Genomic DNA, 17,133 nt, shown 5'->3' with positions numbered 1-17,133 from the left:
AACTTTAAAATGATTGTAAGGTAACCTAACGGCAACCACAAATACTTTAATTATGTAGACTGCGGTTTAGCAGGTGTTTTAATTAAGTTACTCGCAATAATTGCAAATATACAATATGCGCTAAAATACCAAAAACCCTCACCAAATTGTGCATTCATAACAAGTAGCTCACCACTTTTACCATGAGCGTTACCTGCAAGGTAAGTCACTATTAATGCAATAACAAATACATCAACCATGCTCCACTTAATTAATGCACAAATAACCAGACCGAGCTTTTGCTTAAACCCATTCAAAGGTAGGCAACAATAAAGCAATTGTAATAGCAGCTTCAAGCTTGGAATAACAATAGAAAACAACCCCACTAAAGCGGCTACAAATAAATTATTATTGCGAGCAAGCTCTTTAACTGTGCCTAAAATACTTTGTGTTTTGTTATAGGCGCTAATCTCACCTTCTAACTTATCGAGCCCTAGCATGTTAGAGAACATCATTAGCATGCTGCGAGTGCGACCATCGCCCTCTTCAGCCAGCATTTCAATACCCGCTTGCGCTAGTTTTGATTTATCTATGTTGCCCTCTATTGTTAATACTGGTTTTGTAATACCAGGAAACAATAAAAAAAGAGCAACCACTACACTTATAACCGACAACCAATTACGCATATTTATTCTGCTATCGCCTCAATAATATCATCACTGTATAAAACAGCATCCAGTAAAAAATTAAACATATGCCCAACATGTAGTTCAGGATTTATTTTAGCCAACTGAATCATCGCTTTATCAAGGTTATCAACTTCAAACTCTTTTACTAATGATAAACATTCACCTAAAATACCTTTTTCAAGTAACAAAGCATCTGATATAGCTGCATCCAAGGTAAATTCATTAACTATATCTTTTAAATCAGCATCTAAAATAGCATCAAGCACAGAAAATAGACCGACTAAGTAACCTTGTTCTGTCAAATCGCTGTTGTTTTGCTCCAAAATAAGCGACATAAATTGCGCTCGCGTTAAAGCAAGCTTAGTTAATTCTGTTGGCTTTTCGACCCCCAACTCACTAATTGCTAAAACACGTACAAATTGCCTAATTGTGTCTTCACCTAAATAAATAACAGCCTGCGAAATAGAAGTAATGACTAAATTTGCTTTACCTGAACGCGCATTAGCTAACTTTAAAACTCGCGCTGTTATGGCGACATCTCTGGCCACACGTTGATGAACTTCTTTAAAGCAAAGTGTTTGTTTTGCTGTAAAACGCAATAGATCAAATACAGTTAACTTTGAAGGCTCTACACCTTTATATGTAATCATTTCTGGGCGAGAGAAAAAGAACCCCTGAAATAAATCGCAGCCTGCCAATTTTAATATATTAAATTGTTCATGCGTTTCGATTCGTTCAACAATTATTTTTGCATGTGGATTTGCACGTTTTATTTTTTTAATGCGTATATTGGTTTTAATAACCGGATCATCTATCTCAATTTTTATGTAATCAACATGCGCTAACAGAGGCTCCCATTTTGGATCGCCATCGTAATCATCAAGTGCAAAAACATAGCCTTCTTTTTTAAGTTCTTGCACACGCTCAGCAACCGCAGGAATATTACCTGTTCGCTCCACTATTTCAATAACACTATTTTCTGGCAATAAAAGTTTGGGAAAGTTATCGAGAATAGTTTCTGATGACAAGTTTATAAAAGCCAAATGATGCGCGGTAAGCCTATCTAAACCTACCAACATTAATGCATTAAAAAACAGCCGGCTTGTTGCATGCACATCAGAAGTGCCCACAGGAAACGCATTATTAGCAGAGTCTCGATAGAGCAGTTCGTAAGAGAATACATTCTGGTCTATATCAAAAATAGGTTGCCGCGCGACAAACTGAGTTATTTTTTGTACCTCATCAGGTATGTTATTTAATTTCACTTGGCTCTAAACCTATAAATAAAAGATGGCAAAACAGCCAATAATATGTGTACTTTAATGCAACTCACATAAGATAAACATAGTCGTCATTGCAAAAATGTTAAAATTACACAACACTAATATAAAAATATTAATATAAAAGGTGGAGATTTGGCTAACTTTATTCGGTTATTACTACTGAGTCCTCTGCTATTTATATTTTCTAGCTATGCCAGCATTAATCCTACTCCCCTCAAATATAATGTTAGCGCGTCAGGTAGTCATTATCCATATTATACAAATGATCCAGAAAAGCCTGGTGTATTACCCGAAATTATTGAAAAAATTCTCGATGATGCAAATATTGCAGCTTCTCATATCGACCTACCCACAAAGCGTATTACCAAATATTTACAAGATGAAATAATCGATTTTGATGTTATTTCATTAGAATGGCTCCCAAAGAGTGAGAGAAATGATCCTCGTTATTTTTTTTCAGAGCCGCTTATTTATGCTTCAGAAATGATTGTTACTCTGCCTCAAAATGCCCAGAACTGGCAAAGCGCTGATAGCTTAAAGGGTAAAAATATAGGAACGGTACTAGGTTACTATTACTTTAATGACAACACCTTTGAGCGTGTTGACTTTCCATCCGAAAAAGAACTTATGACCGCTCTATCAAGAAACCGCGTAGAAGCTGCACTAGCAGGCAAGTTAACTGCGCTATATTGGGCAAAAAAGTTAGGGATAAACATTACATTTGGCGCACAGCATTCCCATGGGTTTTTAAGAATTCGTTTATTGAGCAAACATAAAAAATTATTGCCACAAATAAACCTAGCAATTAAAAACCTTCATACTCAAGGTTATATAAAAAGTATTGAAGATAAGTATATGAGCAATATACCCACACAAAATTAAGGGACTAATGGCGCAGAGCTCGTGTTTTGGAGTATAATAGCAGCAAATGTTAACTCGACCAGAACCAGAAAGAGCCCCATGAGTATTGAAAAAGCCTTAATCGAACGTAGTAGTAATCAATGTGAATTGTGTGCAGCCACCGAGAACTTATCTGTTTATGAAGTACCACCGGTAACTGAAACCCACTCAGATAAATGCATTTATACGTGTCAAACATGTAAAGATCAAATCGAGAATAACAGCGAAATAACGCCTACACATTGGCACTGTTTAAACGATAGCATGTGGAGCCAAACTCCTGCAGTACAAGTTGTAGCTTACAGAATGCTTTCTCGTTTAGCGCCTGATAATGGCTGGGCACAAGATGCGCTAGACATGATTTACCTTGAAGAAGACACGCTAACGTGGGCTAAAAAAGCACTTGCCGAAGATGACGATTTAAAGCATGTAGATAGCAACGGTGTAGTACTTCAAGCAGGCGATACTGTTACCCTAATTAAAGACTTAGACGTTAAAGGCAGTAGCCTTACCGCTAAACGTGGAACAGCTGTTCGTAATATTGGCCTAACCAGCAACCCTGAACATATTGAAGGGCGTGTTGACGGCCAGCGCATTGTTATTTTAACTAAGTTTGTTAAAAAATAATCGTTTGTTTTTAATTATTAAAGGCGCTAATGCGCCTTTTTTATGTTTAAAATAAGTTAAGGAATGATTAAGTAACTAGGTAATACACTAAGGACATAATATTGAGTAAGGATAACCAACATGGAAAAGCATCAAGCAGTATCTTCGCGCAAAAAGGCAGTTGCAGGGATTGGCTTATTGGCGCTTAGCGCTTTTGCAGTAACTGGCTGCGGTGAGCAAACTAAGCCAACTGAAAATACAGAGCAAGCAAAAGCAATATCCACCCTAACTATTCAAGTTAGCTATAAAGATCGCAGTATGCTTCGCCCTGGCTCGCAATTAATAGTTACGCTTTCCAATGTATCTAAAATGGATGTAAAAGCCGATATAATCACACAAGAAGTGATTGATGTTACCCAAGCCCCGCCATTTACCGTTGAGCTAATTTATGATGCCAGCAAAATTAGCGATAAACATCGCTATAGCCTAAGCGCCAGAATTATAAATAAAGACAAAGTGCTTTACACAAGTACAACAAATCACGACCCGTTTACAGAATCACAGTTAACTACCCCCTATAAAATTGAGCTTTCAAAAGTGTCGACTCAAAAACCCGATGTAACACTCACAAATACTTACTGGAAAGCAATAACAATAAATGCTCAAACTGTGAATATTACAACTAAAGAACCGTTCATTCAGTTCAATAAAGACCACCGCGTTAATGGCTTTTTAGGCTGTAATAATTTTAGCGGAAGCTATAGTACCGAGCAGCAAACAATTACACTTAGTCAGCTAGCAAGTACAAAAAAGATGTGCTCGGATAATATGAGCCAAGAAGCGGCTATGTCTGACGTACTTAGCAAAACTTCAAATTGGGAAATAACAGGTGAATCACTAAAACTTAAAAACAGTCGCGGTAATACGCTTGCTACTTTTAGTGCGGTTTATTTTAATTAATATTTAGCTCCCTTATATAAATATTACCTAACACATTCGTATTGATTTTAAATAAAATGCCCAGCAAAGCTGGGCATTTTATTATTCGTTATAAGCGCTATTTAAAGTTACTCATCAACGAGTTGCTCACTTCTGTAAAAACCACTTGGCTCACTTATCAAACTAACAAGTTCAGGCATTATTGCATCCATTGTTTGCTTTAGCTTCCACGGAGGATTAATTACAATCATGCCCGATGCTGTCATACCATGTACGTCAGTATCCGCTTCAGTGCCTAATTCAAATAACTGAATGTTGCGCATTCCTGAGTCAATTAAGCCCTGTTCCATATTATCAATGCGCTCTCTGTCTACAACCGGATACCAAATCATGTAAGTACCTGTAGCAAAACGCTGATGAGCTTTAACTAAGGTTTTTACAACTGTTTCGTAGTCATCTTTAATTTCGTATGGAGGGTCAATTAACACACACGCTCTGCGAGATGCTGGTGGTAATAAACCAACTAAACCTGCAAAACCATCCTCTCCACGCACACGAATAGATCGCTTACCTTGCATGTTTTCTTCAAGCAATAATAAATCGCGCGGGTGCAGTTCAAAAAACCAACCCTTATCTTGGCGGCGCAAAAAATGCTCTGCAATTTTTGGTGAACCCGGATAAAACGCAAGTTCGTCAGTGTCGTTAAATGACTTAATTAATTCAATGTATTCATTAAGCTCAGCATGCTCACTTTTATGTTGCCAAAGTTTTTCAATACCATCTTGATACTCTTGCGTTTTTTGCGCGTCGGCAGCTGCAAGTTCAAAAAAGCCAGCACCTGAATGTGTGTCTATATAATCAAGCGGTTTATCTTTAATTGTTTGATAATTTAGCACTTGTGCCAGTACTAAATGTTTAAGTACATCGGCAGGATTACCCGCATGAAATGAGTGTCTGTAACTAAGCATTATTTATTTTCGCCATACGCAATTTAATATCGTAAGTGAACCATAAGCACTAGGCTTTGGCAACTTACACCAAGATAAGAGAGTGTTTAAGTGAACCATTTCTGAATGAAAAAGCTCATATGCTGAATTATCCCTTAATGAAGAAGAAAAATCAGCTAAAACCACCGTAAATGCTGGCAAATCAACACACTTTGCTTTACATTTGCATGACATTAATTACAGTTATATGAGCGCCTTTATGAATAACACTACTCTTCAACAACTCGAACAACTGATCGATTCTTTAATCGAACGTAATAACCAATTACAAACAGATGTTGTTACTTTAAAAGAACAGAACACTAAACTAAGCGATGACAACGAATTGCTACAACTTGAAGCTTTAGAAAATGAAGAAAAGCAAAAAGATGCCAGCACTACTTTATCTGGTCTTCTTGATAAGTTACAAAGCGCACAACAGGCTAGCTAATGTCTGAGCTGCAAAACCAGCGGGTCACTGTTGAGTTGCTAGGTAAAGAGCAGCAATTTGCTTGCCCTGAAGGGCAGGAAGATGCATTAATAGCAGCAGCTAAAAATCTAAATGACTTAGTTGAGCAAATGAAGCAACGCTCAACCGTTAGAAACGATCAAAAAGCCCTACTAATGGCAGCATTAAACTTAAGCCACGAATTGCTAGAAGCAAAAACACAGGCTACAGTTGAACAACAGCATCAAGACCAATTGATTGATAAACTCAGTCAGCATTTGGCAAATGACCCCAAACACCAAAAATAAAAAGCGCATACTGCGCTTTTTGTTTATTATTAAAGTAATTAAACATCAGCGTAGAGATAATAAATGAAGTTAAAACTTTCAAACATAGCCTCTTCATGTAAGCACTTACTATTAGCATGCACTTTATTATCAATAGTACCTAGCACCTATGCTGCCGTCACTTGGAATACTATAAACCCTCATATTCAGTTTTTAAAGCAACAAGACAAGCTTCGCTTTTACGACTCTAACCAAGTGTTAATTGAAGGCGAAAAATGTGCCCTACTTGTTGATACGAGCGCCAATTTTGCTGCAGTTGAACAACTTGCTGAAGATTTAAAGAACCGCCTTAAAACACCCTTATGCTATTTAGTGGCTACCCACTACCATGACGATCACTTGCTAGGTATGGCGGTTATGCAAAATTTTTATCCTGATGCCAAGCTCATTGTTCATCAACAGGTAAATAAAAATTTTAACCTTTATCAAACAGCATATACCGACAAACTAGACACCTATGAAAAGAGCATTGAGCTGAGCTACCAACGATTAGCGAATGTGCCCAAAGAAGAGCAAGCTAAATGGCGAAATAAGTTAGAACTTGCAAAAAAACGACTTTTTCGCTGGCAGGAGTATCAGCTTAGCAAACCCAAAATAGTAATTGATAGTCGTAAAGTTATCGACCTTGGTGATTTTGAGGTAACGCTTGAGCCGCAGCAAGCCCATACTAACGGCGATTTAACTATTACTACTAATAATGGCAGTGTGCTGATTGGTGGCGATATCGTTGACTGGCTTCCTTACCCTGGACACGGTGAACTTAAAAGTTGGCAAGCGTTGCTTAAGCAATATATTAACGACGAAAAGCTCACTATTATTTTACCTGGGCACGGCGGTACATTAACAAAAGAGCAACTGAAACAGCCTCTATCATTTTTAACAGCCATAACAGAGCACGTTAAAAACAATAAAGATCAAAGTATTGAGCAGTTAATGCTGTCGTTTCCTCAATCAGTTATTGAGCCTTATAAACAAGAAGCGCTTAATATAAAATCGAGCAACTTCTTTTTACAAGCTGGCCTAAATCGCGCAAAAAGCGCAGAATAACTCAACACAACGGATTGTGTTAAAATAATAAAAGGAATTTACAAAAGTGATCACTATGCGCAGTTTGGTTTTATGTTGTTTGGGTATTTTGTTATTTGGTTGTCAATCAACGGAGCAAGAACCACTAGAAGCTCCACAAATATTTACTCATTTTGAGCCTGACTATACTTATGATACTGATGATGAAGTAGCTCAAACGCCCCAAGTTAGTGAGCACGTTACGCCACTTCAATTCAAAAAAACAATCGTAAAAAAGCGCCCACCAAAAACCACCGATCTGTGGGTGCATATAGCCAACAATCTACACTTTACGGTTTATCAAAATCGCGCGTTAAAAAAGCGTATCAGCTGGTACGCTAAGCAACCTAACTACTTACAAACTGTGAGCAAACGCGCAGCGCCTTACCTGTATCACATCGTAAAAAAAATTGAACAAAAACAACTACCTATGGAGATCGCTTTACTACCATTTGTAGAAAGCGATTTTAGACCAACGATAGCCTCATCACAGCAAGCTGTTGGTGTTTGGCAGTTAGTTGGCGCAACAGCGCATCACTTTGGAGTTAAGTCAGACCAATGGTACGACGGTCGCCAAGACGTACTTGCTTCAACAGATGCTGCACTTGATTACTTAAGCTACTTACATAAACGCTTTGATAGTAATTGGCTACATGCTTTGGCTGCTTATAACAGTGGTGAGGGCCGCGTTAAACGCGCAATCGAAAAAAACAAAAAACGCGGTAAAAGCACCGATTACTGGTCACTCAGTCTACCAAAAGAAACCGCCGACTACGTACCCAAGTTACTCGCTTTAAGCTATTTAGTTAAGCACCCACAAAAGGGCATTAAACGCCCAAAGCTTGCATATAAGCCATTTACCACACAAATGAACATAGGCCAGCAGTTCGACTTTTCAGTCATCGCTAAGCTCTCTGGTATAGGTTCAAAGCAGTTACACGCGATTAATCAGGGATATTTAAAAAATCAAAGCTCACCTAACGGGCCGCATACTTTACTGCTTCCTATAGGGCAAGAGGCTTTATTAAAAAGTCAGTTTTTTAAATCAAACTTTGCTGGAGAGTACATCGTTAAACAAAACGACACGCTTTACGGTATCGCTAGACGTTTTAGTATGTCGGTAAAAGCTTTAAAACAACTTAATAACAAAAATAATAATTTAATCGGCGTTGGAGAAAAGTTATTAGTTGGACAACCTAAAACCCTACCAAGCACATTAACAGTTGATTACAAAATTAGCCCTTATTTAGAACACCAAGAGATTGCGATTCCCACCATTGAAATAGATTACGAAGTTAAGTCGGGCGATAGCCTTTGGAGTATAAGTCAGCTTTACGATGTACCCCATAGCGACTTGGCAAAATGGAACAAACTCTCTGCATCAAGTATTTTAAAGCCTGGCACTCAATTAGTACTGTTTATACCACAGGCTGAAAAGCAAAAAGCAGCCCCAACAAAAAAAGATTTTCTGCTAAATTTACAAAAAACACTAAATCAGCCACGTTAAGTTTATAAACAAGTATATTTCGCGTAAAATTGCGCCCTAACATAGTTATTATTTGAAGAGACAAGCATGCAAATTAGCAAAAATTCAGCGGTTGAATTTCATTACACCCTTAGCGAAGCGGGCGAGCAAATAGAAAGTAGCACAAACGAAGCGCCACTTACTTACATTCATGGCAGCGAAGGCATGCTTCCTGGTTTAGAAAAAGCACTTGAAGGTAAAGAAGCAGGCGAAAAATTTAGTGTAACTCTAGAGCCAAGTGAATCATACGGCGAGCGTGTTGATGACTTAATTCAACGCATTCCGCTTAAGCATCTACAAGGCGACGTTAAAGTATGGAAACCAGGTATGACAGCAATGGTTAGCTCTAACCAAGGTCGTCATCAGGTTACTATAGTTAAGGTTGGTCGTTTTAACGCAGATTGTGATTTAAACCACCCATTTGCTGGTAAAACGCTAACGTTTGACGTTGAAGTTATATCGGTACGTGAAGCAACAAGTGAAGAAGTTTCTCACGGACACGTGCACGCTGAAGGCGGCTGTGGTCACTCTCACTAGTTAGCAATAAAGGAAGTAAGTATGTCTAAAGTTGCAGTAGTTACAGGTGGCACAAAAGGTATTGGCCTAGCCGTAGTAAAGCGTTTGCTAAACAATGGCTATGAAGTACATAACCTTGATATAGAGCTAAGCGAAATCGGTATATTTCATCAGTGTGATGTAAGTGATGTATCGGCGGTACGCAACTGTATCAACGCTATCTGTGAACAAAGCCAACGTATTGATGTACTTGTTTCTAATGCTGGTAAACACTTAAGCGCAAATATAGAAAGCACCGACGAGCAAACTCTCGATGCACTTTTTGCGCTTAATGTTAAAGGCGCTTATGCTGCTGTACAAAGCGTATTGCCAAGCATGAAAGCGCAAAATAGCGGCGCTATTATATTAGTCGCTTCCGATCAGGCAATTATAGGTAAGCAAAACTCTTTTGCGTATAACCTAACAAAACATGCCCTTGCTTCAATGGCTAAAACAACAGCGCTTGATTACGCGAGTTTTAACATTAGAGCAAATGCGGTATGCCCAGGCACAATAGAAACTCCGCTTTTTCATAACGCAATAGATGCGTACTGCGCAAAAAGTGGCGCAAACAAAGCTGAAATAGTTGCCGAGGAAGCAAGCCTTCAACCGCTTAACCGATTAGGTCAAGCCCACGAAGTTGCTGCTCTTGTGAGCTTTTTAGCAAGCGACGATGCCAGCTTTATTACTGGCAGCCTACAAAGCATAGACGGTGGCTACACTGCACAATGAAGACTGTTCAATGAGTAATGCGCAATGAGCCTAAAAATTATTGACCCTCATGTGCATTTTTTTAATCTTTGCGAGGGTCAATACTCATGGCTACAAGGCGCTAACCCTCCAGCATGGCCAAATTTAGAAAAAATAAAACAGCCAGTAACTGCACAGCAACTTGTTAAAAGTACTGACTTTGAACTCGTAGGGCTTGTTCATATAGAAGCTGGGTTTGATAACATCTCCCCTATTAACGAGTTAAACTGGCTAAGCTTGCATTTAAAAGGTATTCCATTTAAAGCCATTAGCTACAACCAAATTGACTCATCGGCTGATGAGTTTATAAACTCGTTGGAAGCTTTAGCTCATCCGAATTTATGTGGCATTAGAGATATAACCGAAGGTACTGACGCAAAGCGTTTATTAGATGCTAATAGCTTTAAAAACCTAACAACATTATCAGATACCCGACTGCATTTTGAAGCTCAGTTTGATATTGAAAATGGCGAAATAACCAAACAAATAGCTTACTACGCTAAGCAGCTACCGCAACTTCAAATTATAATTAATCATGCAGGACTGCCAAGTAATTTAAATACTTGGCAACAAGGTGTTGAGTTACTTGCTCAGCATGACAATATTGCAATTAAGTTTTCTGGTTTTGAATTACTACAACTCACCAGCGAACAACAAGCGGCGTGTTTTAATTTTCTTTTTAATCACTTTGGCCAGCAGCGTATTATGTTTGCCAGCAACTTCCCTGTGTGCCAAATAAATACAAGCTACAACAATCTATGGCACTGCCATAAGGCACTATGCTCAAACGATAAGACATGGCATGACCTTAGCTATGTAAACGCTAAGCACTACTACCAAGTGTAAGTAAAACTAGTTATATTAAACTCTATTTTTATGATAATACGGCCAATTTATGAAAATGTACTTTTTACTAATCGTTGTATTTTCAGCGTTTCTTCTCAATGGCTGCATATCGCAAAGTCCAGACCCTACACCCAAGCTGCAACATGCTCTACTGGCAAAGCCGGATAAAACAGCCGTTAGCAAGGCAATTAAAACACTGGTACATATGCAAGAGACTCAATTAGCTGATGATGTGTTTACTACCAGCAGCACAGTAACCATTAGCAATGTAGATGGTAATAATATTATCGACACGCAAAGTCGCAATACACCCGATCAGTTTGAATTGATGATTAAAGGCAAGCAATGCTATATACGCCACCTTGATAGTAAAGCAACTATTGAGCTTAAAGATGTCGAATGTAAAATTAACGAGTTATAACAAGCTTTTCCCCCCCAAGCAAGTAAAAGCCGGTAAGTGACTAATCACTTACCGGCTTTTATATAACCTAAACTCAGGTTAAAAAGTTACTTAATTTCTACACGCTGAGAACGCATGACAATCTCATCGTTTAACTCAATACCCAACCCTGGCTCTTCTGACACTTCAAAGAAGCCGTTTTTAGGTTGTGGATCTTGTAAACATAACTCGCGGTTCCACTTTTTAATCGCATAAGTATGGTGCTCATGAATTAAAAAGTTAGGGATAGCCGTTTCTAAGTGCAGTGATGCTGCTGTTGCAACAGGCCCGCCACATACATGAGCTTGAATTCGCACATCAAAAATATCTGCGTAGTCACATACCTTTTTAGTTTCGGTAAAACCACCACATAAACCAATATCTGGTTGTAGAACATCAATACTTTGATCTTCTAAGTACGGGCGCACACCCCAGCGATTATACAAACGTTCACCACCAGCAATTGGCACATTAACTTTATCTGCTACTTTTGCATGTAATGAATGGTTTAAATAGTTAACTGGCTCTTCAAAGTACATACAGTCAAATTCTTCTGCAATTTCACCCAACTGAATGGCTGTTGTCACACCTGGTAAACTGTGGCATTCAAAAATAATATCCACTTCGTCGCCTACTGCTTCGCGAATAGCTTGCATACGCGCACGATATAGCTTCATTTCAGTACGTGATATTATTTTTGTACGGTCGTAATAAGTATTACCGTCTTTATCGTACTGAATTGGATCTACTTTTACTGCATCGTAACCTTCGGCCATCGCCTTTAAAGCCGCTTCTGCATATTCTTGCGGCTGTACTAGCGCTTTAAATTCGCTATCCCAGTCAAACTGTAATTGCGATGCGTACGTACGTAGTTTGTCGTTAACTTTACCGCCTAATAATTGATATACAGGTAAACCAAGCGCTTTACCTTTTATATCCCAAAGTGCAGTATCAATTGCGCTCATTGCAGCATATACAACAGGTCCACCACCTAAGCCCCAAAAGCTCTCACGTAACATACGAGACCATAGTTTTTCTGTCTGAAATGGGTCGTGGCCGATTAAAAAGGCATCTGCCATTTCCTTAATCATAGCCGCTGCAGCACTGTGACCTAAATCGTATGCAAGGCCCGCTTCGCCAACACCACTAATACCTTCGTCAGTATGAATACGTACAAACACAGGTGTCCAAGAAGGTCTATCTGGACAGTGAATATCAAATACTTCAACGCGATTTACTTTCATTAAAATTCCTTATTAACCGCTATGGGTTATTTTGCAAAACCAGGGTCAAGTCGATACGCTTTACGTAACATCGCAGGCCACGCAAGTTGCCCGCCAGTGCTACCACTGTGTACTACGTTTGCTTGATTATAAATATTGTCGATTATAGGTTGCGGTACTTCAATAACCTCTTGCGAGCTTGATTGTAGCGCTAATTGAATTTCACACGCTCGCTGTAAATCATAAAAGCGCATAAACGCATCGCCTACCGTTGGGCCTACCGTTAAGCCACCATGATTTACCAATAACATATGGTTAGTGCTGCCTAAATCGTCTTGCAACACTTTTCGCTCGTCGTCGTTTACCGCAAGCCCTTCGTAGCCATGATAAGAAAGCGATGGCAGTGAAAACATTGAATACTGGCTAAGCGGTAATAAACCATTTTTTTGTGTAGCAACAGCGATTGTTTCTTTAGTATGAAGGTGAATAACACAATGAGCGTCTTCGCGTACCTCATGAATAGCGCTGTGAATAGTAAAACCAGCTGGATTAATACTAAATGGCGTATCATCAATAATGTTACCGTCTAAGTCGACCTTTACTAAATTAGACGCAGTTACTTCATCAAAGGTTAAACCAAAGGCATTCACTAGGTAGTGATCGGTGCCAGGCAAACGTGCTGATAAATGCGTATAGATTAAATCCCCCCAACGAAAGTGCTCTACCAGTCTATAACATGCGGCTAAATCAACACGAAGTTGCCACTCTTGTGCTGATACTTTATTTTTTAAATTGAGTTGGGGTAAATCAAACATAATAAGCCTTTTAAAAACGTACATTACTAACCTGCACGAACAGATGTTTAGAAGTCTAAAGCAGTCTCTATTTTATAGCAAACACCAAACAAAACAGCCACACTATTGTGTGGCTGTTTGTAAAACTAAAATACCAATTGCATTAAAATGGTATAGCTGCGTAAATTATTTTACGTTAGCTAGGTAATCTGCAATTGCTTCAAACTCTTCATCAGTTACCGTTGCAACCATTGCTTTCATAGCCATGGTCATACCGTTATTACGGGCACCTGATTTGATGTCTTTCATTTGCGCTACTAAGTAGTCTTTGTTTTGACCGTTTAGCTTAGGATACATACCCATAATTGGTGCTTTACCTTCAGCGCCATGACAAGTTTGACAATTTTTAGCGGTATAAAGTGTGGCGCCATCGGCCGCTGCTGCATTAAACGAGAAGCTTGCGGCTAAAGTAATACCCGCGCCTAATAGTAGTGTTTTCATCTTGCTCATTGTATTTACTCTTCTTTTTTGACGGTTAGAAAAACTGTTCTATTGATTGTAGTAAACAATCAAATAAAAAGCATACGTACGAAACGACGCTAGACGATCAACTTAGCCAAAAACCGCTAACTCGTTTCTGTCTCACTTTTATATACTTTAGCAAATAAAAATGAGCTTACCCTTAATAAACTATTACCACACTATATCATCTGGTACTTCAAAGTCTGCGTACGGGTCATCTTCATCTTTTGGTTTGTTTTCTGGCTCTACATGAAAAACAATATACTTTTCGTCAACTTCAGCCACTTTGCGTGCTGGTTCGTCGTCTAATACGTAAAATTGCCCTTCTAGTACACAAATAGCTAAACGACCGCCCGATAACGCTTTTTGCGTTTTCTCGTTCACGTCGATATTTTTTACTTTGTTTTGATAAGTAAAATTAAATGTGCGCTCACCACGAATAGCGTCTTGGTTGTGGTGCTCTAAAATTTGTTTAACACGCGCTTCTTGTTCGCGCTGCTTTAAGCTCACTTGGCGTGTTTGGTTAAGCTCTTCAGCTTTTTTTTGCTGTTCTAGCTTGGTTTGTTGAATATGCTTTTGCAGATCACTTGGGTTGCTAGTAGCCCCTTTCTTTTGCTTTTTTTGTTGCTTACGCTTTTCTGATTTAGCAACTTTAGCATTATGCGATGTTGTTAATCCTGCTTGAAGCAATTGGTCTTGTAATGAACCCATGGCTTTGTTCCACTAAAAACTAATATTATCGCTATTTTAATCACCAACGAGTTCAAATAACAGCGCTATCGACATTAATCTAGCAAACTAGTTAAAACAAACCATGATATGACGCAAAGAGCATGGTTTTAATTATCAATTAAAAACAATTTTTAATACAATACCAGACAACCAATCAGCAAATGTATAAGCCATATAATGCGTTTACCTCATCTACTCGTTTGCTCGGTATTTATATTTTTTGTACTTTATGCACCACAACCTCTACTTAGCCTTTTTGCGAGCGAATTTAATGTAGCCCCTGCGGTAGCTGGCAGCTTAATGACTGCAACTATGCTGCCCTTAGCCATTGCCCCGCTCGTTTACGGTTTATTTTTAGCAAAAATAAACCCACTACTTATATTACGTATTGCAATGGTGCTTTTAGGCCTTAGCTGCTTACTTTTTATTTACGTACCTAGCTTTGAGCTTTTATTATTAGTCCGATTTTTACAAGGTTTAACGCTCCCTGCAGCTTTAACCGCAATGACTAGCTATATAGGTATGAGTTATAGCGCTGATACACTTCAAAAAAATATGACCCTATATATTGGTAGCAGCATAGTTGGTGGTTACTTTGGTCGTGTGCTCGCAGCTTTGTTTAGCGACTTATGGAATTGGCAGAGCTTTTATTACGTAATTGCTTTTATGCTTATTTTTTTAGCTTTAACAATCAAACATTCTCAATTTTCGAACCCAGCAACAAAGTCTCAGCTTTCACCACTGGACTACATTAAACAGCTTAAAGAAGGCGCTGTACTTAAAGTTTACGGTGCCGTTTTTTGTATGTTTTTTTGCTTTGCTGCACTACTTAATTACTTACCGTTTATATTGCAAAACACCTTTTTAATTACCAATACTCGTGACATAGGTTTAGTCTACAGTGGTTATTTAGTTGGTGCCCTCGCCTCTATTGCTGCACCTTGGTTACTTAAAAAAGTCGCTTCGCCTTGGCATTTATTAACTGCGGTATTTAGTTTTTATAGTGTGAGTATTATTTTATTAATGAGCCACCAGCTTAGCTTATTTTTAATCGCATTTACTTTGTTTTGTGGTGCTATGTTTGTGATTCATTCAACTGCCGCACCACTCGTTAATAAAATAAGTAAAGCCCCGCCAAGTGTAACCAATGGTGGATATGTATCGTTTTATTACAGTGGTGGTGCATTGGGGTCGTTATTACCCGGTGTGGTATACCAACATCATGGGCAAACAGCGTTTATGTTTACGCTACTTGCGGTTTGCTTATGTGGTTTATCGTTAATTATGTGGGCTTATTTTGAGGGTAAAAATACAACGCGCGGTTGATGCTTTGTGTGATTAAAAAATGCTTCTAAATCAGCTTTACTAATCAACCATGTTTGGGTGTTTTCAAACGGATGACAATGAAACAAATCACCACCCCAAATATCTTGATCGACCCATAAGCTCACTTCGTTTTGCTTATCATTTAAAAGAGCCAACATAGATACACACCCAGGAGCCACTTTTAAATACGTTGCTAAGCGCTCACTCGATGCAAACCCTAAACGCGAAAGCCCTTGTTGCTTTGATAGTGCCTTTAAATCAAGTTGCTTATTGTGCGCGGTAATAACTAAAAAGTGTCGCTTACCTTCATTATCGCGTAAAAATAGGTTTTTAAGACGAGTACCAGGACGCTCAATCATAAACTCATCAGCTGCTAAGCTAGTATGTAGCGGCGGATGCTCTATTCCATCATAGTCAATATCTAGGTGCGCTAAAAGCTCTGCTAACTTAGTTTTATCCGCATACATATTACAAACAACGCCCTCTTAATTGCACGCTTAGGTCTCGCCATAAAACTTCACTTACTTCGTGTTTATTATCGCAATACTGACGCTCTTTTAACTCTTCGTTTAATAACTCAACAGCTTGATCTTCTAACTGCAATTTTAAAACACTCGATTCTTCAAAATGCTCTTGTTCAATATACTGCTTAACCTCACCACGGCTTGGTCTCTTGTTTGGACCACGGTCTAAGTTAAAGTTTTCACGATGCTTAGCTTTTACCGAAACAACATAAGCAAAAAGTTTATTACCTTGCTCATCTTGCTTTTCGTGAAACTGTTTATTATTTATTTCAAAAGGCGGCTCGTCATTTGAGGCACAACCAGCGAGTAAAACCATAAGCGCTAGAACACATTTTTTCATTGTTTTTTATCGTTTTAGTTTTGAATTAAGCCGAGTCTAACAAAAATTGACGTAAACAGTGAAAATTTACGAAAAAATACTTGACCAAATTTATAAAAAAACTTAAAGTTCGTCCCGCTTGGAACTCAGCAGTCAAGCAGTTACATTATATGTAATTTAGGAATGTGGGGCTATAGCTCAGCTGGGAGAGCGCCTGCCTTGCACGCAGGAGGTCAGCAGTTCGATCCTGCTTAGCTCCACCACTTTCCTACTCCTTTTCAAATTCGTTCTACTCTTCTATTTTTCCATTGTTTTTATTATTTTTTGTTATCCTAC

21 protein-coding genes and 1 tRNA gene are annotated in these 17,133 nt (G+C 38.6%); 13 read left to right on the top strand and 9 right to left on the bottom strand.

Annotated elements, in window-relative coordinates; translation table 11 throughout:
- Nucleotides 1-50 precede the first annotated feature (50 nt).
- Both WNY79_RS04545 and WNY79_RS04540 read right to left on the bottom strand, forming a co-directional pair.
- Nucleotides 51-665, bottom strand: coding sequence for a paraquat-inducible protein A (locus WNY79_RS04545; protein ID WP_342875266.1), 615 nt, complete (start codon nt 663-665; stop codon nt 51-53).
- Nucleotides 666-667: 2 nt separating this feature from the next.
- A complete protein-coding gene (locus WNY79_RS04540; RefSeq protein ID WP_076924043.1) occupies nt 668-1,933 on the bottom strand; it encodes an EAL domain-containing protein in 1,266 nt (421 codons plus the stop codon).
- Between the two features lie 150 nt (nt 1,934-2,083).
- Between WNY79_RS04540 and WNY79_RS04535 the strand changes: the two genes are divergently transcribed.
- The 3 genes from WNY79_RS04535 to WNY79_RS04525 all read left to right on the top strand — a co-directional run bounded on the left by WNY79_RS04535 (nt 2,084) and on the right by WNY79_RS04525 (nt 4,417).
- Nucleotides 2,084-2,833 (top strand): transporter substrate-binding domain-containing protein, encoded by a 750-nt coding sequence (locus tag WNY79_RS04535; protein WP_342875265.1) that lies wholly within the window; start codon nt 2,084-2,086, stop codon nt 2,831-2,833.
- A gap of 78 nt (nt 2,834-2,911) precedes the next feature.
- Nucleotides 2,912-3,478 carry an alkylphosphonate utilization protein gene (locus tag WNY79_RS04530; protein WP_002957852.1) on the top strand — a complete coding sequence of 189 codons (567 nt, stop codon included), beginning with the start codon at nt 2,912-2,914 and terminating at the stop codon, nt 3,476-3,478.
- A gap of 120 nt (nt 3,479-3,598) precedes the next feature.
- On the top strand, nt 3,599-4,417 hold the full coding sequence (locus WNY79_RS04525) for an META domain-containing protein (RefSeq protein WP_342875264.1): 819 nt from the start codon (nt 3,599-3,601) through the stop codon (nt 4,415-4,417).
- Between the two features lie 107 nt (nt 4,418-4,524).
- Here the strand turns inward: WNY79_RS04525 and rlmJ are convergent, their stop codons facing one another.
- Nucleotides 4,525-5,364 (bottom strand): 23S rRNA (adenine(2030)-N(6))-methyltransferase RlmJ, encoded by an 840-nt coding sequence (gene rlmJ / locus WNY79_RS04520; protein WP_024600205.1) that lies wholly within the window; start codon nt 5,362-5,364, stop codon nt 4,525-4,527.
- Nucleotides 5,365-5,602: 238 nt separating this feature from the next.
- On the opposite strand from rlmJ, the gene WNY79_RS04515 reads away from it, so the two are divergent.
- The 8 genes from WNY79_RS04515 (at nt 5,603) to WNY79_RS04480 (ending at nt 11,339) form a co-directional block, all read left to right on the top strand.
- Entirely contained in the window at nt 5,603-5,833 is a 231-nt protein-coding gene (locus WNY79_RS04515; RefSeq protein ID WP_007586448.1) for a hypothetical protein, read from the top strand.
- The gene (locus tag WNY79_RS04510) at nt 5,833-6,138 is read left to right on the top strand and encodes a cell division protein ZapA (protein WP_002957856.1); all 306 of its coding nucleotides are present in this window, start codon (nt 5,833-5,835) and stop codon (nt 6,136-6,138) included. Before WNY79_RS04515 ends, WNY79_RS04510 begins: the two co-directional genes overlap by 1 nt.
- Before the next feature lie 63 nt (nt 6,139-6,201).
- On the top strand, nt 6,202-7,224 hold the full coding sequence (locus tag WNY79_RS04505; RefSeq protein WP_342875263.1) for an MBL fold metallo-hydrolase: 1,023 nt from the start codon (nt 6,202-6,204) through the stop codon (nt 7,222-7,224).
- Nucleotides 7,225-7,279: 55 nt separating this feature from the next.
- Nucleotides 7,280-8,749, top strand: coding sequence for a LysM peptidoglycan-binding domain-containing protein (locus tag WNY79_RS04500; RefSeq protein ID WP_342875262.1), 1,470 nt, complete (start codon nt 7,280-7,282; stop codon nt 8,747-8,749).
- Between the two features lie 66 nt (nt 8,750-8,815).
- Nucleotides 8,816-9,304: a peptidylprolyl isomerase gene (locus WNY79_RS04495; RefSeq protein WP_007586440.1), complete on the top strand. Its 489-nt coding sequence runs from the start codon at nt 8,816-8,818 to the stop codon at nt 9,302-9,304.
- Between the two features lie 21 nt (nt 9,305-9,325).
- Nucleotides 9,326-10,054 carry an SDR family oxidoreductase gene (locus tag WNY79_RS04490; RefSeq protein WP_342875261.1) on the top strand — a complete coding sequence of 243 codons (729 nt, stop codon included), beginning with the start codon at nt 9,326-9,328 and terminating at the stop codon, nt 10,052-10,054.
- Nucleotides 10,055-10,078: 24 nt separating this feature from the next.
- Nucleotides 10,079-10,918, top strand: coding sequence for an amidohydrolase family protein (locus WNY79_RS04485; RefSeq protein WP_342875260.1), 840 nt, complete (start codon nt 10,079-10,081; stop codon nt 10,916-10,918).
- Nucleotides 10,919-10,967: 49 nt separating this feature from the next.
- On the top strand, nt 10,968-11,339 hold the full coding sequence (locus tag WNY79_RS04480) for a hypothetical protein (RefSeq protein ID WP_197185586.1): 372 nt from the start codon (nt 10,968-10,970) through the stop codon (nt 11,337-11,339).
- A gap of 86 nt (nt 11,340-11,425) precedes the next feature.
- Here WNY79_RS04480 and WNY79_RS04475 read toward each other — a convergent pair whose 3' ends face one another.
- The 4 genes from WNY79_RS04475 to WNY79_RS04460 form a co-directional block, all read right to left on the bottom strand.
- Nucleotides 11,426-12,601, bottom strand: a complete 1,176-nt coding sequence (locus WNY79_RS04475) for a mandelate racemase/muconate lactonizing enzyme family protein (protein WP_007375956.1) — start codon at nt 12,599-12,601, stop codon at nt 11,426-11,428.
- Between the two features lie 26 nt (nt 12,602-12,627).
- On the bottom strand, nt 12,628-13,395 hold the full coding sequence (locus tag WNY79_RS04470) for a class II aldolase/adducin family protein (protein ID WP_342875259.1): 768 nt from the start codon (nt 13,393-13,395) through the stop codon (nt 12,628-12,630).
- Nucleotides 13,396-13,560: 165 nt separating this feature from the next.
- Nucleotides 13,561-13,884 (bottom strand): c-type cytochrome, encoded by a 324-nt coding sequence (locus WNY79_RS04465; RefSeq protein ID WP_024600212.1) that lies wholly within the window; start codon nt 13,882-13,884, stop codon nt 13,561-13,563.
- 183 nt (nt 13,885-14,067) lie between these two features.
- Nucleotides 14,068-14,607 carry a DUF2058 domain-containing protein gene (locus WNY79_RS04460; RefSeq protein WP_002957867.1) on the bottom strand — a complete coding sequence of 180 codons (540 nt, stop codon included), beginning with the start codon at nt 14,605-14,607 and terminating at the stop codon, nt 14,068-14,070.
- 198 nt (nt 14,608-14,805) lie between these two features.
- Here WNY79_RS04460 and WNY79_RS04455 point away from each other — a divergent pair, with 198 nt between their 5' ends.
- Complete coding sequence (locus WNY79_RS04455) at nt 14,806-15,954, top strand: MFS transporter (protein ID WP_170072254.1); 1,149 nt, start codon at nt 14,806-14,808, stop codon at nt 15,952-15,954.
- On the opposite strand, the gene WNY79_RS04450 is transcribed toward WNY79_RS04455, so the two are convergent.
- Both WNY79_RS04450 and WNY79_RS04445 read right to left on the bottom strand, forming a co-directional pair.
- Complete coding sequence (locus WNY79_RS04450) at nt 15,921-16,421, bottom strand: prolyl-tRNA synthetase associated domain-containing protein (protein ID WP_342875258.1); 501 nt, start codon at nt 16,419-16,421, stop codon at nt 15,921-15,923. The genes WNY79_RS04455 and WNY79_RS04450 overlap by 34 nt on opposite strands.
- A gap of 1 nt (nt 16,422) precedes the next feature.
- The gene (locus WNY79_RS04445) at nt 16,423-16,818 is read right to left on the bottom strand and encodes a hypothetical protein (RefSeq protein WP_342875257.1); all 396 of its coding nucleotides are present in this window, start codon (nt 16,816-16,818) and stop codon (nt 16,423-16,425) included.
- A 166-nt stretch (nt 16,819-16,984) separates the two neighbouring features.
- Between WNY79_RS04445 and WNY79_RS04440 the strand changes: the two genes are divergently transcribed.
- A tRNA-Ala gene (locus WNY79_RS04440) sits at nt 16,985-17,060 on the top strand.
- Nucleotides 17,061-17,133: the final 73 nt, after the last annotated feature.

The sequence above is a fragment of the Pseudoalteromonas sp. AS84 genome, from assembly GCF_038900255.1.
GTDB lineage: Bacteria > Pseudomonadota > Gammaproteobacteria > Enterobacterales > Alteromonadaceae > Pseudoalteromonas.
This window is presented reverse-complemented; position numbering and strand designations above follow the sequence as displayed.